We start from the raw sequence: 24,444 nt of genomic DNA, 5'->3' as shown, positions 1-24,444 counted from the left end.
TGATAGTGCGGCTCTCTTTTTTTATGCTCCTATTTGAAATGCTGTTTTAAAGGCGCCTCCCCTAACAAATAGTGTATGGTTGCCAAATATTTCTGTTTTCCTAAAACTTGCCTCTAATTGCTTCAAACCTAGGCACCATTAGTTGCTCTTGGTACCCGCACTACAACTTCATTGAAGCATCGTTGCGTCGCAATTCGTTCAACTTTTTTACGCTATTCATCTTTTTTCCAGTTTTGCTATTCTTCACTTAAAGCCGTTGCATAGCAAATAAGAAATTACAGAACGACAAAAAATTAAAAGCCTTTCTGTCAATCTAACAATTGTTATCTTAGTCATGCATATACAAACCATAGCTTGCTTATGACTTCTACCAGGAGATCACCCTATAGTATATTTTATCTGTTGGCGGGATTGTTTTTGATTGCCTATATTATTGTTACAATACTCCGCTTTACTAATTCCGCCGGCCTGCTGCTAATGTTATTTTTTACAACGCTTGCCATTGCATTTAGAGGAAACAAATTTTTAAAGGGTTTATCATTTACAGTTATCATTCTTGCAGTAGTTAGCCTCGCAATGTACTACCCGCAGTACTTTGTTACTATTGGTACTTTCAAGCTTTCTGCCCTCATTGTTCCTTTACTTCAAATTATTATGTTTGGTATGGGAACCGAACTGAGCCTTAAAGACTTTGCACAGGTATTAAGTATGCCAAAAGGAATTATTGTAGGCATCGTCTGCCATTACACAATTATGCCTTTGATCGGTTTTACCATTGCAAGTCTTTTCAACTTCCCCGGGGAAATAGGCGCAGGAATTATTCTAGTGGGATGCTGTCCTAGTGGTCTGGCTTCAAACGTAATGTCTTACCTGGCCCGGGCCAACCTTGCTCTTTCTGTTTCTGTTACTACCATCTCAACCCTGCTTGCTCCTTTCCTTACTCCTTTATTAATGAATCTTTTAGGGGGTAGCTTTGTTGAAATACACTTTTGGGCAATGGTGTGGGACATTACTAAAATTGTTATTATACCAATTGTAGCAGGCCTCCTTTTTCACTACCTGGTGCATGGAAAATTTAGTTGGCTGGATAAAGCAATGCCAATCCTGTCTATGGTTGGCATCGCCTTAATTCTTACAGTGATGGTAGCCGCCGGAAGGGACAATCTTTTAAAAGTGGGTGGCCTGCTAATTATCGCCACCTTCATTCATAACTCCGCTGGCTTTTTCCTCGGCTATTGGTCTGCGCGAGTGCTTAAGTTTCCTGAACGTGACTGCAGAACGATTGCACTTGAAGTAGGAATGCAGAATGCAGGTCTCGCCTCAGGACTAGCACTAACAATGGGAAAAATCGCTACCGTCGGATTAGCACCTGCCATCTTCGGACCGATGATGAACATCACCGGCTCATCTGTTTCAAGCTGGTGGCACAACAGGGTGCCGAAGGATGAAGAGACGGAAATTAAAACAACCCAGGGCGAAAAGTTACAAGTTCAATAATTACCAATTACTCTAACTGTAATCTATGTCACGATTAAAATTTCTCTTATTTATTTTCCTGTTGTGGATTATTCGCAGCGACGTACAATCTCAACAAATATCAAAAGAAGAACTGATTTTCTTAACCCCCGAATGGAAGGGTGAACGCTTCCCGGACGGCAGACCCAAAGTACCGGACAATATTGTTAAGCGCATGAAAAGCGTAAGCCAGGAAGAAGCCTGGGCTGTAATGAAAAACGCTGGGTACGGCTACCAGGTAGCAGAGGGCTGGCAACTAATTAACCCCGATAGTGTGCTAGTAGGGCGCGCCGTTACCGCCACCTTCATGCCTGCACGTCCGGATGTTTGGGGAGCTATTGATGCCCGAGGGAAAAAAGCTGGAAAAAAGGGTCAAAACAGCTGGCCTGTAGATCTGTTGGTAAAAGGCGATGTATACGTAGCCGACCAGTTTGGAGCACACCGAAATGGTCCGACGATAGGGGACAATGTAGGAAACGCTATCTACGCAAAGTCAGGAAATGGTATTGTGTACGACGGGGCGCTAAGAGATATTGAAGGCTTAAAAGAGATAGGTGGGTTTACCTCCTTCTACAGCAGTTATGATCCCTCCTACCACAACCCTCCCGGAGATTTAAATACAATGATCATTGGTATTAATCAACCTACCCGTATTCGTACAGTTACCGTAATGCCTGGCGATATTGTGCTGGGCAAGCAAGGTATTGTGAGTTTTATTCCACCTCATTTAGCAGAGAAAGTGGTAAAGACCTCAGAGGTTGTAAGGCTGCGAGACATGTTTGGACATTTAAGACTACGAGAAGGCAAGTACTCAGCAGGACAAATCGACGCGAAGTGGAGCGACGAAATAGAGAAAGATTTCTCTAAATGGCTAAACGACCATATCAACGAGCTTCCCGTTCCCAAAGAGCAGATACAGGAATTACTTAAAGACCGCACCTGGTAAGAAGAGTGAGTTGTGAGTTGTCAGTAGTGGGAAGTACCGACCACCGCTTACCCCTCATCACTCACAGCTGACCACTTACGACTCACAACTTACAACTCATTCTTAAAACCTTTTACATGTCAACTTCAAACTCCAGAAGATCTTTTTTATCGAAAGCTGCAATTGCTGCTGCCTTTGCTCCCATAGCACCTATAGCTACTTTTGGACGTGGAATCGAAAACGCGGTGGAAAAAACTCCCATAAGTTCTCCCCCATCTGATTTAAAAATTACTGATATCAAGTGTGGCTACATCAAGGGCAGCTTGTTTGTAAAAATTTATACCAACCAAAGTATTTGGGGTTGTGGCGAAGGTGTTGATGCCATACCAGGCACTTATTACCTGGTAAAAGACTTCGGTCGAAGGCTGATCGGCAAAAGCCCCCTAAACGTGCACCGGCTATTTGAAGACATCCGCAAGGGCGGTTTTTTCCAAGGCGCGCAATCCGGTATGTACATCGCTGTTCTGTCTGCTATTGAAACTGCTTTATGGGATCTTACTGGTAAAGCACTTGGATTACCGATCTATCAGTTACTAGGTGGAAAATTCCGTGATAAAGTACGGGTGTACTGCGACACAGCCCTCTATCAACGCAACCTGCCCGTTCCAAAAGATTTTGCAGATGCTGCTACCAAAGCAGTTAAAATGGGTTTCAATGCATTAAAGTTCGATCTCGACCAGGCACAGGACCCCAATAAATATGACCAGTATAACTGGACGGCCAGCCCTGCAGAACTAAAGCGAATGGTTGATCAAATCACTGCAGCGCGACAGGCCGTAGGACCTAATGTTGACATATGCGTCGACATGCATGGCCGCTATGATGCAGTAACTGGTCAGCATGTTGCCAGTCTACTTGAACCACTTAATCTGATGTGGCTCGAGGAACCCATTCCTGCAGAAAATGTTGAAGCTTACAAACTCATCACAGAGTCTACCAGCACGCCAATTTGCGCCGGTGAAAATCATTACCTCGCTTATGGCTTCAGAAGATTGCTTGAAATTGGAGCGGTTGATATCGTAATGCCTGACTTGCAGAAGGTGGGTGGTCTGGGCGAAGGACAACGCGTTGCTAACCTCGCTAATTTATATTACGTTCCTTTTGCCCCGCACATGGTGGCGTCGTTCCTTGGCGCTATGGCATCGGCCCATGTCTGTGCCTCTGTTCCAAATTTCTTAATCCTCGAGTGGCAGTCTTATTTTCATACCGACCCAATGTTCAAAGAAATTATTACCTATGATGGAAAATGGGTTGAAAATAGTTTCATGACCGTTTCCGACAAGCCGGGCATCGGCGTCGAAATAAATGAGGAGGGAATGAAAAAGTATGCAATTCCAAATGTTCCCTTTTTCGTCTAAAGTTCTATCGCAAGTGATTAGAGTACTATTATTTTTCGATGCCAGGCAGTTGCTTTTCATGTCATCATCGTTGTGTCACTCACGTGTACTTTAAACCTTTTATTGATCTTTTTTCAGGTTTTGCTAAGTCGATAGATGGTATTAAAAAGTAGAAAACAAGCATTAAAAACTGTCATTAACTATATCACAAAACATAATTTTATACTTAGTAAAAATTGATCATGAAATTGTACAAAACAAAAAAAGGAATAGTTATAGAAAACGAAGAGAACTATTATTTGGTTGACAACGAAGATTGGGACAGCTACGTAAATGATGATAGTCTTTATTCGAAATTGGAAAAAGCAACAAAAGAATTGAGTGCCAGCTCCGAAGCAAAAAATTTAATCACATCAGAAATACAGGCACCTATTCAAAGCCAGGAGATCTGGGCGTGCGGCGTAACTTATTGTAAAAGCAAAGTGGGTAGACAGGAAGAATCTAAGGACTCGGGCGGAGCTGATTTTTATGCAAGAGTTTACGAGGCTGAACGACCTGAGATATTTTTTAAAGCAACGGCTTATCGTACAGTTGGCCATGGAGATAAAGTGGCTATCCGTAAAGACTCCACTTGGGATGTACCCGAACCGGAACTCACCTTGGCAGTAACCTCTTCGGGAAAAATAATTGGTTATACAGTCGGCAACGATATAAGCTCACGGAGTATTGAAGGCGAAAATCCTTTATACCTTCCGCAGGCAAAATCTTATGATGCAAGTGCGGCTGTCGGACCTTGTATTTATGTGACCGACAAACCTTTACCGGCAGACACGCAAATTCAAATGCAGATACTGCGTGAAGGCAAAGTAGTATTCGAGGGAGAAGTAGGCATCGATCAGATTAAGCGAAAGTTTGAGGAACTGGTTTCCTATCTCTACCGCGAAACCTCGTTTCCATATGGTTGCCTGGTCATGACCGGGACAGGAATTGTACCTTCAAGCGATTTCACCCTCAAAAAAGATGACGAGATTCGCATTACCATTCAACACATTGGCACACTAGTTAACACCGTCAAATAATATGAACCTTACAGGAAAAAATATCATAGGAAATACACTTTCCCAATCAGGCCAAGCAACATTTTATGGCGAAAATCCTTCAAACGGCAAAAGGATAGAACCGGCCTTTTACGAAGCTTCTCCTGCTGAAATAAATGAAGCCATAGAAAAAGCAAGCAAAGCTTTTCAGCAATACCGAAACAAATCTGGTAAGGAAAAGGCTGCTTTCCTGGACGCAATTGCTGAAGAAATTCTTGCTATAGAGAACCTAATAATTCGGGCGTGTGAAGAAAGCGGCTTACCTGAAGCAAGAATTACCGGAGAACGGGGAAGAACCGTCGGACAATTAAAATTGTTTGCACAGTTACTACGTGAAGGATCATGGGTGGATGCACGAATAGACAATGCAGATCCTGAACGAAAACCACTTCCTAAAGCTGACATTCGCGCCATGCAAAAAGCTTTGGGACCGGTCGGCGTTTTTGGTGCTTCGAACTTTCCGCTAGCATTTTCGGTTGCAGGAGGCGATACAGTTTCGGCGTTAGCTGCTGGCTGTCCTGTTGTCTTCAAAGCTCATCCTGCTCATCCCGGTACCAGCGAGTTGGTGGGTTTGGCTATACAAAGGGCAGCTCAAAAAACTGGAATGCCGGATGGAACTTTTTCGATGGTAAACGGTAGAAGCACAGAAGTCGGAATGGCGCTTGTTCGACACCCGTTAATTAAAGCGATTGGATTTACAGGTTCATTTGTTGGTGGAAAGGCCTTGTTTGATGAAGCCAATAAAAGACCGCAACCAATTCCGGTGTATGCAGAAATGGGCAGCACAAACCCTGTCTTCATTCTTCCAGGTGTATTAAAAGAAAGGAGAGAAAAGATCGCCCAGGACTTAGCAGCATCTGTAACACTTGGAGTAGGACAATTTTGTACCAATCCGGGATTGGTGTTTACGGAGCAATCGCAAGATGAAAATAATTTTAGAAATGATCTCTCAAAACAATTAAATGAAACTCCAGCAGGAGTAATGCTTACCGAAGGGATCCGAAATAATTTTCAAAAAGGGATTGAGAGACTAAAAAATATCGCTGGGGTTGAGATTTTGGCTGCCGGGCTAAATGAAGGTGAAGGTGTGAGAGGGACAGCATATCTGCTGCACTCCAAAGCAGCCTTATTTCTCGAAAAACATGAATTAGAAGAAGAGGTTTTTGGACCTTCAACGTTGGCTGTTACAGCGGACAACAAACAGCAGCTTTTACAAGCTGCCGAGAAACTAGGTGGACATATAACTGCCACCATTCTTGGAACCGAAGAAGACTTACAAGAGTACACCGAACTTATAAATATTCTGGAACAGAAGGTTGGCAGACTACTACTAAACGGATATCCAACGGGTGTCGAAGTATGTCATTCAATGGTGCACGGCGGCCCCTTCCCGGCAACAACTGATAGCAGAACAACGTCAGTTGGTACACTGGCCATTCATCGTTTTACGCGACCCGTATGTTACCAAAATTTCCCTAAAAGCTTGTTACCGGCAGAACTAAAAGATGACAACCCGTTAGGGATTTGGAGATTAGTTGATGGAGAAAGAACAAAGTGAAACACTGCTCGCTTGAAAAATGCTGCTATACAAAAAATAGTACAAGTGAGTGACACAACCGGAGATCCACAAATAACAAATGTTGGCAACATAAGAAAAGCAGACCCAAAAGTCTGCTTTTCTGTTTATTCAACAAGAGTGTGACTAAACCGCGAACGAGGTTCCGCAACCACAAGTCTTACTTGCGTTAGGATTACTAAAAGTAAAACCGCGGCTATTTAACCCACCCTGAAAATCAACTTCCATCCCCATCAAATAGATCTCATGAGAGCGAGACATTACGCAACGAATTCCTTCTATTTCGAATTCATCATCGTTATCCTGCTTTTGATCAAATCCTAAGACATACGTCATTCCGCTACATCCGCCACCCTTCACTCCTACTCTTAAATATTGACTATTATCAAATCCTGGCTCGTTTATCAGCTTTTTCAATTCTGCTACAGCTCCTGCTGTTAAGGTAACCGGTGTATCAATTGCTGTTTGCATAGTTTCTTTTTTACAAAAATACTAATAATCAAATTTGTGACCATCCGCTCCACTTTCGAATGCAGGAAAACGTTAACTATTATAGCTTTCAATAAAAAGACAGCCTTTCCTGTATTTTTGCCAAAAGACACCGAATGGAGAATTCAACTGCAGTTTTGATAACAATTATTGTATTGCTGATAGGAATACTAGTTGCTTTTGTGCTGATGAAGGACAAGAAGAAAAATGGGAAAGCGGAAGATGGAGAAAACCTGGATGCATCAACAAGAACAATGCGTTTGCAGGCGTATGAAAGATTGACATTGTTGGTTGACAGGATCGCCCTGCCCAACCTAATTAGCAGGGTAAATCAAAATGGAGTGAGCGCAAGAGAAATGCAAATGTTGCTTACGAGGGGCGTGAAAGAAGAATTTGACTATAACATTACGCAACAGATATACGTTTCTCCCGAAGCATGGAATGCACTTAAAAATCTAAAGGAACAGAACATGCTGGTAATTAACCAGCTTGCAAGTGCGCTCCCTCCCAACGCCACTGGTCTTGATCTGAATAAGTTGCTACTTGAATACTTAATGACTGATAAAAAAGGACAGCTTCATGAAGTGGTAAGTGAGGTGTTGAGTTATGAGGCCAAGAAACTGTTGTAATCCCAACCCCTAGTGGGGACATGATCGCTAAAATGAGCACTGAAAAAAAATACACTGACTCTGGCATCGAAATAAAACCAGTTTACACCGCCTCTGATCTTCCGTCATCTAATCTCTCTGAGCTTCCCGGTTCTTTCCCGTACACCCGTGGTGTTCAACCCGACATGTATCGGGGTCGTCTTTGGACCATGCGTCAATATGCCGGCTTTTCAACTGCTGAAGAAAGCAATAAACGCTATCACTATTTGCTGTCACAAGGAGTGAGCGGACTTAGCGTTGCTTTTGATTTACCTACACAGATTGGTTATGATAGTGATCATGCTTTATCCGAGGGTGAAGTGGGAAAAGTGGGTGTTGCAATTGACAGCCTGGAAGACATGGAAATCCTGTTTGACAATATCAAATTGGAAGAGGTAAGTACTTCAATGACGATTAATGCAACGGGTTTTATTCTGCTGGCTTTCTATGTGGCGCTGGCCAAGAAACAGGGTGCAGATCTTTCAAAGATTACGGGAACAATTCAAAACGACATTCTGAAAGAATACGCTGCAAGGGGCACATACATTTATCCGCCTAAGCCCAGCATGCGAATCATTACAGACATCTTTGAATGGTGCAGCAAAGAGTTGCCAAAGTGGAACACAATCTCTATTTCAGGTTACCACATCCGGGAAGCCGGCAGTACGGCTGTACAGGAAATTGCTTTTACCTTAAGCAATGGAAAAGCGTATGTAAAAGCTGCGTTGGACAAGGGTTTAGATATTAACGTTTTTGGAAAAAGGCTTTCTTTTTTCTTCAATGCTCACAACAACCTTTTTGAGGAGGTTGCCAAATTCAGGGCAGCAAGAAAAATGTGGGCAGTAATGATGAAGGACCTTGGGGCGACAGATCCGAAAGCAATGATGCTACGTTTTCACACTCAAACCGGGGGAAGTACTTTAACTGCACAACAACCTTTAAACAATATCAGCCGTGTAACTATCCAAACATTAGCGGCTGTACTTGGTGGTACTCAAAGTCTACATACAAACGGCTATGATGAAGCATTGAATTTGCCAACTGAAGAGGCGGCGCGAACAGCACTACGAACGCAGCAAATTGTAGGTTTTGAAAGTGGCATTGTAGATACAGCCGACCCTTTGGCAGGCTCTTATTTTGTTGAAAACCTAACAAATGAAGTTGAGCAACAGGCGTGGGAACTGATAGAACAAATAGATGGATTAGGCGGAAGTGTAGATGCCATCGAACAGGGATTTATCCAGGACGAAATAGCTAAAAGTGCTTACGAATATCAACGAAATATTGAAACAGGGGAAAAAATAATTGTCGGCGTAAATAAGTTTCATATAAAAGAAACAAATAATACAAATGGCTTTAAAATTGATGATAGCATAAGAGCAGTTCAGACAGAAAAATTAAAAAGTTTAAAAGCCCGTAGAACCGAACAAGTAGCCAAACAATGTCTCGCAGATATTTCGAATGCTGCTACTGATGGAAGAAACCTTATGCCGTTTGTGATAAATGCAGTTGAGCATTATTGTACTCTTGGTGAGATTTCGGATGTTTTGAGGAAGGTTTTCGGGGAGTATTCTTAGGCTATGCAAATTGAAAAGAACAAAGACTACAGCTTCCAGGACGACCAGTTTTTATGGCGGTATATGGATCTTCACCGCCTCATCTATTTCCTGAATTCAGAAAATATTTTCTTTTCTCCACTTAATAGTTTTTTTGATCCGCTGGAAGGAATAACAGAAAAGCATCTTCACGACAAAGAATTCCTGGACGCATTGGACCAGGAAAAAGAAAAGGACGAAGGATTATCAAAGAAAAGCAAAGAACAGCTGACTGAAGAAAAGCAGGAAGTAAAAGAACGTTTTAAAAGTAACCTCGAGGAAATTCAAAAAACTTATTTCGCAAGTTGCTGGTATGTCGGAGTAAGAGAGTCGCTGGCGATGTGGGATACCTATTCTAATAAAGACAGTGTTGCTCTAAAATTTAATCCCGACGGTCTTTGTAACACCATCATAGAATCTTGCCGCAACTTAGAGAATCAAGACTTTGATTTGTTGGTTCATGGAAAGGTAGAGTACTTCAAGATCTCTCCTTTTGACCCTAACGATTCGGGTTTAAAAAATGCAGGTCATCGTTTTAAAGGTTTTCTAAAGGACCTTAGTTACAAGCATGAGGAAGAGTTCCGGTTTCTTGCCATGCAAAACAACAATAATAAGACTTATTCATTTTTTGAGCTCTCCCTTAAAAGTCTTCATGACCTTGATTTTTCCATCGTAACACATCCTTACATGGAGCCATGGAAGCACCAGAACATTTACAATATTCTAAAAACAAAAGGCTGGGAATGTAAGTTGGTCAAATCCGAAATCCCTACCCGAATGCAAGTTTTTGATACTCCGTAACAACCAACGCTGCCTGTTCTTTTTCTAAAACAGATTTCATTTATTCGGACTATAAACCTTAACTGTTCTTTATACCCTAATTGCGCAATGCAGGTTACATTTGTTTTATGAAGTTAATTTTTACTCTGTTTTCAATTTTACTCCTTACTATAAATTCACTGGTTGCTCAAACAAAGAGTACCCAAAAGTTGGGTCTAACTTCAAAAAATAAAAGTAGTTACCCGCCTAAAAAAGGAACTACTTTAAACAGCAAAAAGCAGGGTAGTCCAAATGCAAACAAGAGCAACTTAAGCTCTGTTACGGACGATGTGTCGACAGAGTCGAGTGCTAAGAATAACGTTACCGGCATCTGGAAAGGGTATTTCGTTTCAAACTCTTTTGGCTTTATTGAAGACCGCTATCGTTTCGAAGTACAACTAGCACAGTTGCCAAATGACGCTTTGAATGGAGTAACCTACTCCTACAAAACAACCGTCTTCTACGGTAAGGCCGAAGCCAAAGGCATCAATACAACAAAGACCAATAATATTATTTTGAACGAGCTGAAGTTGGTGGACTTAAAGATTACCGAGAAGAGCGAACCATGCCTCATGACTTGTTACCTGGAATATAATAAAATGGGTGAGCTTGAAACTTTGACGGGAACCTATTCAAGTCGTAATGCGAATGACAAAGGCGATTGTGGCACTGGTAAAGTGTACTTGGAAAAAAAGCCTACAAGCGATTTTTATAAAGAGGAATTTGTTATCAAGCGGGAAAATGAGTTGAAGAAAAGAACTAAGTCTGCCGCAGTTAAGGCTCCAAGTTCAAACAAGCCTTCTCTTGCAAAAGCTCCCGCTCCTAAAAAGCCTGCGATAAAACCTGGTGCTGAACAAAACCTAATACCAAAACCAGAAAGAAAAACGCTTCCTTCTGCGCCAGAAACCGTCGTGATTCCAAAAAAGGAACAGCCGGCTGAAGCCATAAAGCCTCCTGTTATTAAAAATATTCCAAAGCCTGAAATCTTAAAAAGCAGGGAAAATGAAATTGTAAAAACAATTACTACCCGCGCGAAAGAGTTTAAAATAGATTTATACGATAACGGAGAGATTGATGGCGACCGGATAACTGTTTACCACAATAACCAATTGATTGTTTCAAATAAGACCCTTACCGATAAACCCATCAGTTTTACAATAAAGGCTGATGAAGGTACAGCGGTTCACGAATTTGTTATGGTGGCAGAAAACCTTGGTTCTATCCCTCCAAATACTGCCCTGATGATTGTTACAGCAGGCACTCAACGATACGAGCTCTTCGTTACTTCAACCGAACAGAAAAATGCCGTAGTAAGGATTGTTTATCAACCAGAATAATATGTGGTTAAGGTTTATAAAAGCTTGAGAGACTTTAGTCGGTACAAGAATATGCCTCCAAAAGGTCTAAACCTTTAAGACCACATTTCTGTACAACAAACCAGGTTTATTTACTATAAACTAACACCCCATCTTTTGCCGCGATTTCACTTGGCAGGTAACCAAACTCTTTTTTAAAAGTATTTGCAAAATGGCTGAGGTTTGAATATCCTACCCTGATACCAACTTCCTTAATAGTGTATTTCGCAAGTACCAATAAAGACTTAGCCTTTAGGATTCGGTTTTTTTGGTAATACTCGTAGATAGGTAAACCGTAAAGAGCTTTAAAATCATTTTTAAGTTTTGTTGGACTCATGGCTGAAATCCTTGAAAGCTCATCGATGGTAGGCGGGGCAACAGCAAAGTTCTTCACCAGCAAAGCTTCGACTTTCATCAGCCGTAGCGTCTCATCGTCACTTCGCTTCACTTTTTTTCCTTTCAGATCTCTTCGCTCGTACAACTTCACAATGTACTTTTCCAATAATAACAGCACCCTGTTCTGAATGTAGTTCAACCTTAGCGGCTGGTTCAATTTATCAGTCCAAAGGTCATCCAGCATTACACGATATTCGGTCGCAATTGGCTCGAGGTTCTCAGTACTCATCACCACGGGAAAGTATTGGCTAAGCACCTCTTCAAAAGCCTGCTTGCCCACAAGTGTCGACAAATGTTCTTTGTTGAAAAAAAACTTTACCGACCGCAATCGTTTAGTTTTTGGAAATACAAAAGTCTCGGGAATGAGGGTGTGACTTAGTTTCACGAACGACTCAAACTCTTCCACGTTGCGACGAGGTTTGGTGGCTACGTCAGTTTCGTCGGCCGCTTCTTCGTTGAACTGCAGGGTAAAATAATGCTCTTCTCCTTCTGGTCGTTCTACAACTACACTTTCTTTTAGGCATGTATCAGAAACTAAAATAGTGATCCCCGAAGGAAGTTTTTCTGCCCAACAATACCCCTTTCCAATCTGGGCGTTTACAGCAATCTGGTTGTTTGCAACCCTCGCTTTAAAATCTGGGGCAAGCAAATGCAATAACTCAACAAAGTCTGGCTTTTCCAACTGCATATAGGATTTTTACTAGTAGTGAACTATTCTTTTAAGACGCTTTTTAAAACTTATTTCCCGGTACCAGCATTAAAAAATGTGGCGGCATCGTTGCGTCGCAAGCACTTCGTCTGCAGATCTCTTTGCAACGTCGTTTAATGCTACAGCTTTCAATAAATTTTAAACAAGTTCTATATTTCAACAGATTTTTTTATCTCTATCAACTATCACTTTACCTGTCCAAAAGATCGCTCGGCAACTGGTCAAATGATTTTTTGAAAGCCTTGGCGAAATTACTTAGGTTGCTGTAGCCCAGTTCTATACCTACTTCTCTTACCGAATACTTTCTGCTCAGCAGCATCGCCTTTGCCTTGTTCATCCGGTGCTTCTGAAAATATTGATACACCGGCAAACCATAAATCTCTTTGAAACTGTTTTTAAGTTTACTAGGGCTCATCGCAGCTAGCCTGGCAAGTTTAGTTATTCCCGGAGGTTCAATTGAAAAGTCTTTAACAAGCTCCTTTTCTATCATCTTTAGCCGGTTGATATCCTCGTTGCTCAGCTTCACGTCGAAGTGCATATCACTCATCTTGTAATAGATCCTCGTAAAAAACCTCTCAAGCAAGAGCATTACTCTATTCTGGATAATCAATGTTTCAAAAGCCGGGTCAACGTTAGTTTCAACTATTTCAGCCAGAATTCTCTTATACTCCATATCCATGGGCTCGTAATTAAACGCGCTCATCTTCAAACTCAGGTACTTCTTTATTAAGTCTCCAACGCTTTCTACTTCTAAAAATTGCTCAAGCCACTCTTTACTAAATAAAATATTTACGCCCTTCACCCGTGTTCCTTTTGTGCTAAGAAACATCCAGTCAAACTTTGTACTTCCTAAAAACACAGCAGAGCGAACAGGATTTATTTCAGGCATTGACGCGTCTACTGTGTCGATAGCAGCAGCATCTGGAATGATGACTTCGTCGAAGCGTAGAGTAAAATAATCCTTATTAATTTTTGAGCGGGTGAGCAGCATATCCTGACTCACTGTGTAATCAGAAACAAGGCCCTGGAGGCCATTAGGAAGTTCAATAAGTTTTATAAAGCCTGTACCTACATCTGAAGGTAATTCGAGTTTATTGTTCTTTACTTTTGTTTTAAATGCTGCTGCGTAGTAGTCTAATAACTCAGCATAGTCTGTATGATCAAATTCAATTTTTACCAACGCACTTAATTTTGCTACAAATAACGTAAAGGATTTCTTTTCGCGGAGTAAATATAGTTTTTGATATTAATCCAGAAGGCAAGAACCATATAGATAATCAGGGGGGAACCTAAGGTCAAGAAGGAGATATAAATAAACCACATACGGATTCTTGTAGATGCTATTCCCATCTTCTCTCCTATGGCTGAGCAAACACCAAATGCATGTACCTCTATTATTTCCCTTACACTTTTCATAGCATGAGTTTTTAATCCTTTGCCGTATTCAGATCTGCCCTGCAATTTAGAGAAATTAATAATCACGGAGATAGAAATCTATTTCGCTTGAGAGTAGTTTTGACGTAATTTTGCTGAACTTTTTTTTCACACCTTAAAATCATCTTTAGACATGGCATTTGACATAGAAATGATTAGAAAAGTCTACGAAGAACTTCCCGGCAAAATTGAAGCAGCGCGCACGGCGGTCGGAAGACCACTAACCCTCGCAGAAAAAATACTCTTTGCACATTTGCATACGGATATGAAGCTGGAAAATTTTGAGCGTGGTGTCCATTACGTAGATTTTGCTCCAGACCGTGTTGCCATGCAAGATGCCACTGCCCAAATGGCTTTGCTGCAATTTATGCAAGCAGGTCGTCCTCAGGTTGCTGTGCCTAGTACTGTTCACTGTGATCACCTGATACAGGCGAAAACAGGAGCAGCTGAAGACTTACATACCGCATTAAATACGAATAAAGAAGTTTACGAATTTTTAGCCTCCGTTTGTAATAAATATGGCCTTGGTTTCTGGAAACCCGGTGCAGGCATTATTCACCAGGTTGTTTTAGAAAACTATGCTTTCCCCGGGGGAATGATGATTGGTACCGACAGTCATACGCCTAATGCCGGTGGGTTAGGAATGGTCGCCATTGGTGTAGGTGGAGCTGATGCGAGCGATGTGATGGCAGGTCTTGCATGGGAACTTAAATGGCCTAAATTAATAGGTGTTAAACTTACTGGTAAGATGAGTGGCTGGACCGCTCCTAAAGATATTATTCTTAAAGTTGCAGGTATCCTTACCGTAAAAGGTGGAACAGGTGCGATCGTCGAATATTTTGGTGAAGGTGCTGACGCAATCAGCGCAACGGGTAAAGCAACTATTTGCAATATGGGTGCTGAAATTGGAGCTACCTGTTCAATTTTTGGATACGACGATAGAATGAGCGCTTATTTGAAATCAACAGATAGGGCTGACATAGCTGAATTGGCGGATGGCATAAAAGAACATCTTCGTGCTGATACGCAGGTTATTGCTGCTCCCAAAAAGTACTATGACGAGGTCATAGAAATAAATCTAAATGAACTGGAGCCACATGTAAATGGCCCTTATACTCCTGACTTAGCATGGCCTATCAGCCGTTTTGCTGAAGCGGTAAAAGCAAACAACTGGCCTGAGAAACTGGAAGTAGCATTGATTGGATCTTGCACTAACAGTTCTTATGAAGACATTAGCCGTTCTGCATCAATTGCTCAACAGGCTGTAGACAAAAACCTGAAAGCAAAAGCTGAGTTTACAATTTCTCCCGGTAGTGAGTTGGTAAGATATACTGTAGAAAAAGATGGTTGGTTAAAAGCCTACGACAATATGGGCGGACTTGTATTAGCTAACGCCTGCGGTCCGTGTATCGGACAGTGGGCCCGTCATATTGATGATCCTACCCGTAAAAACTCTATCATCACTTCTTTCAACCGGAATTTTGCAAAGCGTAACGATAGCTTTCCCGGCACACATGCGTTTGTCGCCTCTCCTGAAATTGTTACCGCCTTTGCACTCGCAGGCGATCTTACTTTCAACCCGTTAACCGACACTTTATTAAATGAAGATGGAGAGCAGGTTAAGTTAGATGAACCTAAAGGATACGAGTTACCTCCAAAAGGCTTTTCTGTAGAAGATCCAGGCTATCAGGCTCCGGCAGAAGATCCAAGTAATGTGCAGGTTTTGGTCAGTCCCGACTCTCAGCGCCTTCAGTTACTCGAACCGTTTCCTGCATGGGAAGGAACTGATATTAAAGGTTTGCGCCTGTTAATAAAAGCAAGAGGAAAATGTACTACTGACCACATCTCTATGGCTGGTCCATGGTTGAAGTTCAGGGGACATCTTGACAACATTTCAAACAACATGCTGATTGGTGCTTTAAACTATTTCAATGATAGCACTGATAAAGTTAAAAACCAGTTGACCGGAGAATACGGACCAGTGCCTGCAACTGCACGAGCTTATAAAGCTGCAGGTTTAGGAAGCATTGTCGTAGGTGATGAAAACTACGGTGAAGGATCTTCAAGAGAGCATGCTGCCATGGAACCACGTCATCTTGGTGTACGTGCGATCCTGGTAAAATCTTTCGCCCGTATTCATGAAACAAACCTGAAGAAGCAAGGTATGTTGGCTTTGACCTTTGCGCACAAAGAGGACTATGAAAAAATTCTTGAAGATGACACTATTGACATTGAGGGATTAAATCACTTCGCACCCGGCACACCGTTAACGCTTGTGTTGCATCATGCGGACGGATCTTCTGAAAGCATCATAGTAAACCATACTTATAACGAACAACAGATTGAGTGGTTTAAGGCAGGGGCTGCACTAAATATCATTCGCAAAAATGCTTTGGCTGCTGCTAATTCCTAATAGAACTTATTCTTGATTGTTACCAGAGGTTATCCAAAAGATAACCTCTTTTATTTTCACCAATTTCCTCTTAATTTGAACATTACACTTCCCAATATTGCTATTTAGAAATTCTCTACAAAAAACATTAAAACAATGAACTGAAGTTGAACGGAGCGTCGCAACAATGCTACCAGCTTAACCAACTGCCTGTAAACTTAAAATAACTCTTACTGCATCATGCATCCTTACAACACATTTTTAGCAGCTGAACTGAATGAAATTAAAGATGCTAAGAAAGCTGTAGCAATGAAAGCGTACCTAAAAAATCAATTTGAATTTTTAGGAATTCCAACACCTGAAAGGCGGGAGATATTTAAAATACATCTTAAGCAGCACGTCATAAAAGATAGTCACGACTTAGTTGCTATTGTAAAAGAATTGTGGGGATTAGCGGAACGAGAGTTTCAGTATTGCGGATTGGAAACATTGTTGCACTACAAAAAGCTTTGGGACGAGCAAACAATAGAAATAATTGAGTACTTAATCACAACGAAAAGCTGGTGGGATACCGTAGATCCGTTGGCCTATGATTGCGCAGGTAGCTATTTTAGAACCTTCCCTGAATCTATTAAAAGTATAACCGGGGAATGGAACACTTCGGAAAATATTTGGCTTCAAAGAAGCAGTTTGTTGTTTCAAAAATCTTATAAAAACGACACAGACTGTACGCTACTCTCCTCCTACATATTCCAGCTTGCTTCGTCGAAAGAATTTTTTATACAAAAAGCGATTGGCTGGGTGTTAAGAGAATACGCAAAGTCAAATCCACAGTGGGTAAGAATATTTGTAAACGAACACGAACTCGCGCCATTAAGCCAAAAAGAAGCAATGAAGCATCTGTGATCAGGAAGCTAAACCTAGCGACTTTCGACAACAACTTGCGATTTCCGACCCCTTATACTGTCTTAAACCACAAGGGCGATTGGTCATTAGGATCTCCATTGTAACTAAAGCACAGCTCCTCTCCTTTTCTTACTGGTTTAATCGTACGCACAGTCATATTGCCATTTTCATAGTCCATTTCGTATTCGCAATTTGGCTGAAAAGAGTGGTTGTACATAGATACGTAACCAAGTGCCACTGCAGCTTTGCGCTTACTTTTGCCCCATTCAAAAATGTAGTGAAAAAGCTTCGTACCCTCAATCTGCTTTCGGTCTTTGGGAGACAATTCTATAATAGGAGAAATTTCAATAACTGTATTTGCAGGAATATTTTTAGTTGTAAAAACACCCCTTCCACGATTTTCGGAAGGTGCAATAACAAGGTGGGGTAACAGCATATTAAATTCTTGCGGGCAAGTTAAAGAAATTGAAACACAGTAATAAAATTTAAGCTTTCAAAATACTTAATTTGCAGCCATGGCAATTGAGAATATTGAAGAGCAAAGTATACAGGAACAGTTTGAACAATTGATAGCAACTGAGGACAAATTAGCCATCCGGGAATTTTTAGATGATCAGAATATTGCAGATGTCGCCGACCTAATAAACGAATATCCTGACTACGAATCTCAAATCATTGCTAATTTATCTATACATCGCGCTGCCAGTACTTTTAAGATTTTAGACTTCCCAACGCAAAAAAGCATTGTATCGCAGCTTCCTTCCTTTAAAACTGCTGAGTTACTAAATGAGTTGCAGGCCGATGACCGTACGGACTTTTTGGAAGACTTGCCTAAAGAGGTTTTAAGAGATTTAATAAAACTTCTCGATCCTGAAGAAAGGTTGGTTACACTTTCTTTACTTGGTTATCCCGAGGATAGTGTAGGCCGTTTGATGACACCGGATTACGTGTATGTATATGAACACAATACGGTGGAAGAGGTTTTTCAAATCATTAGAAAATTTGCCAAGAACACAGAAACCATCGATGTTATCTATGTGATCAACGACAAGGGGCAGTTGATGGATGACCTGAGAATAAAGGAATTTATTCTTGCAGCACCTAACACCCTGGTAAATGAACTGATGGATGGAAGAGTAATTGCTCTAAATGCAAAAGACGACCAGGAGCACGCCAACCAGGTCTTTAAAATGAACAATCGTTATGCCCTTCCGGTAGTTGATGATAACAATGTTTTACTGGGCATCATTACTATTGACGATATTCTTTGGGTGGCCACAGAAGAGTTCAGCGAAGACATGCAAAAGATGGGAGGTACTGCTGCCCTCGATGAACCTTACCTTGAAATGCCGTTGCTAAAACTCTTTCGAAAAAGAATAGGTTGGCTGGTTGTATTGTTTATTGGTGAAATGCTAACAGCTACTGTTATGCGTTATTTTGAAGATGAGATAGCAAAGGCAACAGTTCTTGCACTTTTTATCCCTTTAATTATATCAAGTGGTGGCAACAGCGGATCACAGGCATCTACACTTATTATACAGGCAATGGCGGTAGGCGAAATAACGGTTGAGGAATGGTGGCGGGTTATGAAACGGGAATTGTTAAGCGGGGTAATGCTTGGATCTATATTAGGAGTAATCGGTTTCATAAGAATTTTAATATGGCAACAGTTTTCTCACATCTATGGAGAACATTGGGCTCCCATAGCTTTAACCGTCGGCCTATCGTTAGTTGGAGTTGTCTTATGGGGAACTCTAAGTGGATCTATGTTGCCGATGCTTTTAAAGAAACTAGGCTTTGATCCCGCGGTTTCTTCTGCACCATTCGTTGCTACCCTTGTTGACGTGACCGGCTTAATTATCTATTTCAGTTTTGCTTACATGTTTCTTAAAGGATTGCTATTGTAAGCAGTAATGATTTGTAATTTTTTTGGAGCAAGCATTTAAATATTAGTCAACATCGTTGTGTCACTCCCTTTTACTACAAATCTTTATTGAGCTTAATTAGCGTACACCTAGTTGTGGCAGCATAGTGAAAACTAGCTGTTGGTTAAGCAACCAACAACGGCGGGCAACGGCATCACCATTTGTATTGGCCACCGATCGAGCGCGACAATCTCCGTGAACGCCATAAATTAAGCTCGAATAGAAAATGAGAAAGTAAACTGCACGAAAATTCGCTAATGATTCATAATCTATTAAGTTTTTTTTAAGCTTGGCGATAATAGAGGAATGTGTAGAAAATACACTACCAGCAAGGGTTTTAAGAGATTCCGAAGGAATTAGCGATAATTAAATAACCAATTATTAGATTAAAACGCTTGATAGAAGCTTTTACTTTTGAGGAATAATAACAGGATATCATTACTAATTGATAACACGCTATTACAAGAACAAGAAATTAAGAGGCTTTTAGCCGATCAAGATATTTAAGATTTTCATATGGCAAGCAATCGTTAGAGGCTGCTCCGTTTCTACGGAGGAGCCATTTTTTTTATAGCTCCATCTCAAACTGTTACCTGCCTTCTATCTCCTTCGCTAGCAACAAACGAAACGCGCTGTAAAAGCAATCATCACAAAGCTTGATAGGCTGACTGATTTACTGACAGTTGAACTGAGCGTAGCAACGATGATGCTATGAAAAGATTGGCTGGCTACAAAAAGGTCTAATACCGTATAAATTATATACGCCGGAGGCCTAGCGATTTCCACCCCTGCTCTCCTGGTAGCGCTGTAGGGCCTTCCCCGTAAATTTTTGCAGCCTGATATTAAACGTCAACAGCAGGTATCGACCCAACCGGTTATTTTGAACATCGGTGACTGTCGTACCATTTACATCCCTTGAGATGCCTGTGTTTTGATTGAAAAGATCAAAGGCCTGCAGGCGAATAGTAGCCTTGTTGTTTTTTAAGAACCTGCGTTCGGCAAACATATTCAGCAACGTAGGATTTGAATTCTTAGTGTTCAGATAACCACTATTCATAATCTTCGTAAGGTCGTAGCCAATTGTCCAGTTCTTAAAGAAATAATTTTTACCATTCAGGCCGATGGTTAAAGATTTAACCTGGGTAGAGATAGCCGTATCAATATACTGAGTAACCGTTTTGTTGATGTTGTAGTTTGAGTTGACATCAACGTCAATTATATTTTCAAGATCGAGACGAAGGCGTGCTCCTGGTCGTATAACCCAGTTCTGCCCATTATTCCTGAAATTGTCTGTGTAAGAAATGTTGTTGTCAAAACTTGCAGAGGTGCTAATGGTTGCGTAAAACTTGCGTTGGGCGAATGGCTTTGTAAACGCAAAGTTTCCGTTGAAACCATAAAAACCGTTCGTGTTTAGATAGGTAATCGTTCTCCCCGTTCCCCTGGGATCGTTGAAGCGTGCTGTAACTATCCTGTTCTGCGACTGATCGAAAGATACGTTTGCAAAAAAAGAAGTGCCTGTTAGTATTCCCACCTTATTGTATTGTGCTCCTAACCTGTTAGTAAATTCAGCCTTCAGATTCGGGTTTCCAATAACAATGTTCCTCAGGTTAGTACTATCACTAATTGGCTGCAACTGTAGAAAATTAGGCTCTCGGCTTCCTCCACCATATGTAATGGTAAGGTTGTTACTACGGGCAAAATTGTAAACGAATCTTGCATTTGGAATAATGTAAAAGTTGCGATTGGTCGTGGTTATTTTTCGTCCCAGATCATTACCAGTTAGGTTAGTAGGCTGGGCAACAAAGCCAAGCACATAATTGTATTTCTGCTTGAATGTTCGAAGGCTAATGCCATAGCGGTTGGTCGTGAACCCGTAGTTATAGTCGTTACTCTGCTTTAAGTTTCTCACTTTTCCACCAAAGATTGGATCGACGTCATCCACGTTTTTCAGGCTCTGCGTAACAGAATTGTTCCTGTTATAACTCACCTCAACAGATGAAAATTTAGATATAGGTTCTGCGTAAGATATGCGCACGTTAGTAGTTGTATTACGGCTTTCGTTTACAATAAATTGTACCCGGTTGCTATCCTTCACCAGGTAATTCGGCATCGTCGAGTCAATGTCATGATAATTGTTATTCGAATTTCTATCCTGGCTTCGTTCTGAGTAGTCAATGTTGGTGTTTAAGCTAAAGTTTCTCCCGCGTTTTCCAAACTTATGATTGAAGAAAAACTCAGTACCCCCGGATGGTGAAGTCGAGTTATTGGAGTAGACGCTATTGTTTAGGGTGTAATACTTCTGCCTGCTAATTTCAGAGATACTCTTGCCACTATTTTGAGAAGTGCCGTATGAGAAATAAGGCGAGATCTTGAAAAAGTTCGCAGTATCCATATTGTACTCAACATTCCAGGTGACCCTATGATTGCTATTGCTGGTATTGTTCGTACTGCTGCGACCGGTAGTACTGATATTTTTAGGATTGAAATCTTGTTGAAAAGAAGTGCCGGTCAGATAATTACTGTTGCCTGAGAAACTGTAGCTACCATATGAGGTAATCTTTTTACCCCATTTATTTCTGTAGTTTAAACCGAGCGATTTTACAATGTTGATACCGTCTCCGCCTATTGTTCGTTCAGCACCACCAAAGTTCGCGCCCCTGGCACCGCCACCCCTTCCTCCTCCGTTGAAGTTAAAAATATTGGCGTTCGTGTTATTAACTGAACCTAAGACAGAGATTTGACGGTCTTCATTAAAGTTGTTTGCAGATAATCTGGCAACATAACGGCTTTGGGTACCGGCACCGAGTGTTGCATTACCAAAGTTGCCTTTGTTCTTACCTTTTTGAATAGTTATGTTTAAGATCTTTTCCGGCTCTCCCTCCTTTATACCTGTCACATTTGCCCTGTCACCATAGTCATCTATGATCTGGATGTTTTCGATCATATCGGCGGGCAAGTTTTGTGTAGCAGTTTGTACATCGCCTCCAAAATAGTCCTTACCATTTACCCTAATCCTTGCCACCGCCTTCCCTTGTGCTGTTACCTTGCCGTCTTTGTCAACGGTTACACCCGGTAGTTTTTTTATCACGTCCTCCACCGGTGCGCCTTCCCTCACTTTATATGCGCTTGCTTTATACTCAACGGTATCTTCTTTTACAATTACAGGATTGATTGCAACCACTACCACATCCGTTAGACGATTATCTTGTGTAGCCAATCTTATAGTCTCAACAGTGTAGGTGTTATTGTCTTTTGCTGTTATTGAATAATTGTGTGAAAATGTTTGAAAGCCTATCCTTGTTACGCTTAAAGTAAAATTAGAAAAGGCAACTTTTGCAAAGTGAAAGACACCACTTGCATTGGTCGTTGTGGTAATGCTGTCTTTTCCTGCAAGCAGTTTTACATACACATCGTTTAATGCCGCACCTGCTGTATCAGTAACAGTACCCGTGATTGTCCTGGTTTGTTGGGCAAAAGAAGAAAAGGAGATTATTAAGCCAAAAATGGCAGAAAGTAGAAATCTTATCATTAAAAAGAATTAACCTTAAAAAAGCATTAACAGGCCGGCAAAAGTAATTTTGAAATTTCGAACTGCCCCAATAGATCGGTAAAAAGAATTAAAGACAGGATAAAGGCCTACCTAAGTTTAATAAAATATCAGACCGTGTAAAGTTGAAAGGATGAAGGAAATTTGTCAACCGATACGAGCACGTCATTACGAGAACAGTTTCAGCTCAGCTTTACCAAGCCCGTCTTGTGTAGTGTAGAATGGACGTTTCTCAATCACATAATGCGCATCTTCAGCAATGCCAAGAGCGTGATAAATCGATTGATGAATTTGATCGATGACGATAGGACTTTCAATTGTTTTACAAGGACGTTCATCGGCAGTTTTCCCATACACATGTCCTTTTTTAATTCCCCCTCCAAACATTAGAACCGAACATCCATCAGTAAAATGCCTGTGCATACCGTAGTTCTTTATGTCCTGTATGACATCCGGTTGTTGAACCTGCTCCTGCACCTTTAAATCCGGGCGACCTTCCACCATCATGTCACGGCTAAATTCACTTGCGAGAATTACAATAGTGCGATCAAGATGACCTGAGCGATCAAGATCTTTTACCAATTGAGCTACCGGCGCATCTATTAGTTGTTTCATCTCCTTAGCCCTCGTGTTCCCGTTCTCATGGGTATCCCATCCCTTAAAAGGTTCATACTCTGTTGTTACACTAATAAACCTTGCACCCTGCTCCACTAGTCGGCGAGCCATTAAACATCCCAATCCAAATTTGCCGGTATTATAAATGTCATAGCTTTCTTTAGGTTCTTTCGTTAAGTCAAACGCTTTTGCTTCGGGAGAATTCAGAAGTATATACGCTTGCTCCATCGATCTCTGGAGCGATTCCTTTTGATAGTCGCTGCCATATTCACCTAACGGACTCTGGTTCACCAACTCCTTATATAACTGGTTGCGCTTCTCAAATCTTTCGTACGACATCCCAACCGGAGGCTTTACGCTATCGAGACCTGCAGAGGGATCAGGTATCATAAAAGGTCCGTATTCATTTCCCAAGAAGCCGGCGCTATGAAAAGCTTTCAATTCCTCTCCCTCACCTAAAGTCAAGCGTTGGCCAATGTCAATAAAAGCAGGTATAACCGGGTTTTTAGGCCCTAATTCTTTTGCAATCCAGGCTCCTAGGTGCGGAGCCGCAACAGACTGAGGCGGCTTGTAGCAGGTATGCCAATGGTACTGGTGGCGGGAATGCAAAATAAAACCCATGTCTGCCGCTACATATGATCTTATCAAAGTTCCCTTATCCATCACCTTCCCTATTGACTGTAGCCCTTCGGAAAAAGAAATTCCATCAAGAACAGTAGGCACTGGTTTAAAGGTGCTTAGGACACTATTTGCATCCATGCCAGTTGTGAAGGGAGTATATCTTTTAGGATCAAAAGTGTCTGTGTGCGCCATGCCTCCAGCCATCCAAAGCAAAATAACAGAATCGGCCTTTGCATTATTTCTCTTACTGTTGCACGAGGTTAACAAGCTGGTCATGGGGGTACCAGCAGCCATGGCAGCAAGCGTTGCTGCGCTCGTATTCTTTAAAAAATCTCTTCGGTTCCAATTCGTAGCCATAAGATCTTATTTAGATCGAAAAGGGAATAAGTAGTATTGGCCTTTTGTAGCGAGCGGTAAAACATTGCTTAACATCGTTGCGTCGCACCCTTTTACTTTCATTCTTTTTTCGACAATTTTTCTTTTT

Annotated in this window: 19 protein-coding genes; 12 read left to right on the top strand and 7 right to left on the bottom strand. The window is 41.4% G+C overall.

From position 1 onward, the window contains the following. Positions 1–360 precede the first annotated feature (360 nt). From SAE01_RS04805 to SAE01_RS04785, 5 genes are all read left to right on the top strand, one after another. Positions 361–1,497, top strand: coding sequence for a bile acid:sodium symporter family protein (locus tag SAE01_RS04805; protein WP_147202517.1), 1,137 nt, complete (start codon positions 361–363; stop codon positions 1,495–1,497). 25 nt (positions 1,498–1,522) lie between these two features. Next, positions 1,523–2,461 carry an RraA family protein gene (locus SAE01_RS04800; protein WP_147202516.1) on the top strand — a complete coding sequence of 313 codons (939 nt, stop codon included), beginning with the start codon at positions 1,523–1,525 and terminating at the stop codon, positions 2,459–2,461. 116 nt (positions 2,462–2,577) lie between these two features. Then, positions 2,578–3,858 carry a mandelate racemase/muconate lactonizing enzyme family protein gene (locus SAE01_RS04795; protein WP_147202515.1) on the top strand — a complete coding sequence of 427 codons (1,281 nt, stop codon included), beginning with the start codon at positions 2,578–2,580 and terminating at the stop codon, positions 3,856–3,858. 221 nt (positions 3,859–4,079) lie between these two features. After that, the gene (locus tag SAE01_RS04790) at positions 4,080–4,916 is read left to right on the top strand and encodes a fumarylacetoacetate hydrolase family protein (RefSeq protein WP_147202514.1); all 837 of its coding nucleotides are present in this window, start codon (positions 4,080–4,082) and stop codon (positions 4,914–4,916) included. 1 nt (position 4,917) lies between these two features. Continuing rightward, positions 4,918–6,492: an aldehyde dehydrogenase (NADP(+)) gene (locus SAE01_RS04785; protein WP_147202513.1), complete on the top strand. Its 1,575-nt coding sequence runs from the start codon at positions 4,918–4,920 to the stop codon at positions 6,490–6,492. Positions 6,493–6,636: 144 nt separating this feature from the next. Here SAE01_RS04785 and SAE01_RS04780 read toward each other — a convergent pair whose 3' ends face one another. Continuing rightward, complete coding sequence (locus tag SAE01_RS04780; protein ID WP_147202512.1) at positions 6,637–6,981, bottom strand: HesB/IscA family protein; 345 nt, start codon at positions 6,979–6,981, stop codon at positions 6,637–6,639. Positions 6,982–7,115: 134 nt separating this feature from the next. Here SAE01_RS04780 and SAE01_RS04775 point away from each other — a divergent pair, with 134 nt between their 5' ends. The 4 genes from SAE01_RS04775 to SAE01_RS04760 all read left to right on the top strand — a co-directional run bounded on the left by SAE01_RS04775 (position 7,116) and on the right by SAE01_RS04760 (position 11,397). Beyond that, entirely contained in the window at positions 7,116–7,628 is a 513-nt protein-coding gene (locus SAE01_RS04775; protein ID WP_147202511.1) for a DUF7935 family protein, read from the top strand. Between the two features lie 32 nt (positions 7,629–7,660). Further along, positions 7,661–9,223 (top strand): acyl-CoA mutase large subunit family protein, encoded by a 1,563-nt coding sequence (locus SAE01_RS04770; protein WP_147202510.1) that lies wholly within the window; start codon positions 7,661–7,663, stop codon positions 9,221–9,223. Positions 9,224–9,226: 3 nt separating this feature from the next. Further along, the gene (locus SAE01_RS04765) at positions 9,227–10,042 is read left to right on the top strand and encodes a DUF2971 domain-containing protein (protein WP_147202509.1); all 816 of its coding nucleotides are present in this window, start codon (positions 9,227–9,229) and stop codon (positions 10,040–10,042) included. 107 nt (positions 10,043–10,149) lie between these two features. Beyond that, on the top strand, positions 10,150–11,397 hold the full coding sequence (locus tag SAE01_RS04760; RefSeq protein ID WP_147202508.1) for a hypothetical protein: 1,248 nt from the start codon (positions 10,150–10,152) through the stop codon (positions 11,395–11,397). Between the two features lie 106 nt (positions 11,398–11,503). On the opposite strand, the gene SAE01_RS04755 is transcribed toward SAE01_RS04760, so the two are convergent. The 3 genes from SAE01_RS04755 to SAE01_RS25185 all read right to left on the bottom strand — a co-directional run bounded on the left by SAE01_RS04755 (position 11,504) and on the right by SAE01_RS25185 (position 13,936). Further along, a complete protein-coding gene (locus SAE01_RS04755; protein ID WP_147202507.1) occupies positions 11,504–12,499 on the bottom strand; it encodes a helix-turn-helix domain-containing protein in 996 nt (331 codons plus the stop codon). 211 nt (positions 12,500–12,710) lie between these two features. After that, complete coding sequence (locus SAE01_RS04750; RefSeq protein ID WP_147202506.1) at positions 12,711–13,700, bottom strand: helix-turn-helix domain-containing protein; 990 nt, start codon at positions 13,698–13,700, stop codon at positions 12,711–12,713. A 14-nt stretch (positions 13,701–13,714) separates the two neighbouring features. Further along, on the bottom strand, positions 13,715–13,936 hold the full coding sequence (locus tag SAE01_RS25185) for a PspC domain-containing protein (RefSeq protein WP_147202505.1): 222 nt from the start codon (positions 13,934–13,936) through the stop codon (positions 13,715–13,717). A gap of 151 nt (positions 13,937–14,087) precedes the next feature. Between SAE01_RS25185 and SAE01_RS04740 the strand changes: the two genes are divergently transcribed. Continuing rightward, positions 14,088–16,367 carry an aconitate hydratase gene (locus SAE01_RS04740; RefSeq protein ID WP_147202504.1) on the top strand — a complete coding sequence of 760 codons (2,280 nt, stop codon included), beginning with the start codon at positions 14,088–14,090 and terminating at the stop codon, positions 16,365–16,367. Positions 16,368–16,586: 219 nt separating this feature from the next. After that, complete coding sequence (locus SAE01_RS04735) at positions 16,587–17,252, top strand: DNA alkylation repair protein (RefSeq protein ID WP_147202503.1); 666 nt, start codon at positions 16,587–16,589, stop codon at positions 17,250–17,252. Between the two features lie 52 nt (positions 17,253–17,304). Here SAE01_RS04735 and SAE01_RS04730 read toward each other — a convergent pair whose 3' ends face one another. Next, positions 17,305–17,688 carry an SET domain-containing protein gene (locus SAE01_RS04730; RefSeq protein ID WP_147202502.1) on the bottom strand — a complete coding sequence of 128 codons (384 nt, stop codon included), beginning with the start codon at positions 17,686–17,688 and terminating at the stop codon, positions 17,305–17,307. Between the two features lie 79 nt (positions 17,689–17,767). On the opposite strand from SAE01_RS04730, the gene mgtE reads away from it, so the two are divergent. Beyond that, positions 17,768–19,159 (top strand): magnesium transporter, encoded by a 1,392-nt coding sequence (mgtE, locus tag SAE01_RS04725; RefSeq protein WP_174834602.1) that lies wholly within the window; start codon positions 17,768–17,770, stop codon positions 19,157–19,159. 790 nt (positions 19,160–19,949) lie between these two features. Here the strand turns inward: mgtE and SAE01_RS04720 are convergent. Beyond that, positions 19,950–22,706, bottom strand: a complete 2,757-nt coding sequence (locus SAE01_RS04720; RefSeq protein ID WP_147202501.1) for an outer membrane beta-barrel protein — start codon at positions 22,704–22,706, stop codon at positions 19,950–19,952. A gap of 186 nt (positions 22,707–22,892) precedes the next feature. Further along, the gene (locus SAE01_RS04715; RefSeq protein WP_147202500.1) at positions 22,893–24,317 is read right to left on the bottom strand and encodes a DUF1501 domain-containing protein; all 1,425 of its coding nucleotides are present in this window, start codon (positions 24,315–24,317) and stop codon (positions 22,893–22,895) included. Between the last annotated feature and the right edge of the window lie 127 nt (positions 24,318–24,444).

The sequence above is a fragment of the Segetibacter aerophilus genome, assembly GCF_007991655.1.
GTDB classification, from domain to species: Bacteria; Bacteroidota; Bacteroidia; order Chitinophagales; family Chitinophagaceae; genus Segetibacter; species Segetibacter aerophilus.
The sequence above is the reverse complement of the archived record's forward strand: the minus strand, read 5'-3'. Positions and strand labels throughout refer to the sequence as shown.

What these genes read in the sequence shown, in the direction of transcription:
- SAE01_RS04805 (WP_147202517.1), top strand. Translation starts at nt 361, where the DNA reads ATGACTTCTACCAGGAGATCACCCTATAGTATATTTTATCTGTTGGCG.
- SAE01_RS04800 (WP_147202516.1), top strand. Translation starts at nt 1,523, where the DNA reads ATGTCACGATTAAAATTTCTCTTATTTATTTTCCTGTTGTGGATTATT.
- SAE01_RS04795 (WP_147202515.1), top strand. Translation starts at nt 2,578, where the DNA reads ATGTCAACTTCAAACTCCAGAAGATCTTTTTTATCGAAAGCTGCAATT.
- SAE01_RS04790 (WP_147202514.1), top strand. Translation starts at nt 4,080, where the DNA reads ATGAAATTGTACAAAACAAAAAAAGGAATAGTTATAGAAAACGAAGAG.
- SAE01_RS04785 (WP_147202513.1), top strand. Translation starts at nt 4,918, where the DNA reads ATGAACCTTACAGGAAAAAATATCATAGGAAATACACTTTCCCAATCA.
- SAE01_RS04780 (WP_147202512.1), bottom strand. Translation starts at nt 6,981, where the DNA reads ATGCAAACAGCAATTGATACACCGGTTACCTTAACAGCAGGAGCTGTA.
- SAE01_RS04775 (WP_147202511.1), top strand. Translation starts at nt 7,116, where the DNA reads ATGGAGAATTCAACTGCAGTTTTGATAACAATTATTGTATTGCTGATA.
- SAE01_RS04770 (WP_147202510.1), top strand. Translation starts at nt 7,661, where the DNA reads ATGAGCACTGAAAAAAAATACACTGACTCTGGCATCGAAATAAAACCA.
- SAE01_RS04765 (WP_147202509.1), top strand. Translation starts at nt 9,227, where the DNA reads ATGCAAATTGAAAAGAACAAAGACTACAGCTTCCAGGACGACCAGTTT.
- SAE01_RS04760 (WP_147202508.1), top strand. Translation starts at nt 10,150, where the DNA reads ATGAAGTTAATTTTTACTCTGTTTTCAATTTTACTCCTTACTATAAAT.
- SAE01_RS04755 (WP_147202507.1), bottom strand. Translation starts at nt 12,499, where the DNA reads ATGCAGTTGGAAAAGCCAGACTTTGTTGAGTTATTGCATTTGCTTGCC.
- SAE01_RS25185 (WP_147202505.1), bottom strand. Translation starts at nt 13,936, where the DNA reads ATGAAAAGTGTAAGGGAAATAATAGAGGTACATGCATTTGGTGTTTGC.
- SAE01_RS04740 (WP_147202504.1), top strand. Translation starts at nt 14,088, where the DNA reads ATGGCATTTGACATAGAAATGATTAGAAAAGTCTACGAAGAACTTCCC.
- SAE01_RS04735 (WP_147202503.1), top strand. Translation starts at nt 16,587, where the DNA reads ATGCATCCTTACAACACATTTTTAGCAGCTGAACTGAATGAAATTAAA.
- SAE01_RS04730 (WP_147202502.1), bottom strand. Translation starts at nt 17,688, where the DNA reads ATGCTGTTACCCCACCTTGTTATTGCACCTTCCGAAAATCGTGGAAGG.
- mgtE (WP_174834602.1), top strand. Translation starts at nt 17,768, where the DNA reads ATGGCAATTGAGAATATTGAAGAGCAAAGTATACAGGAACAGTTTGAA.
- SAE01_RS04720 (WP_147202501.1), bottom strand. Translation starts at nt 22,706, where the DNA reads ATGATAAGATTTCTACTTTCTGCCATTTTTGGCTTAATAATCTCCTTT.
- SAE01_RS04715 (WP_147202500.1), bottom strand. Translation starts at nt 24,317, where the DNA reads ATGGCTACGAATTGGAACCGAAGAGATTTTTTAAAGAATACGAGCGCA.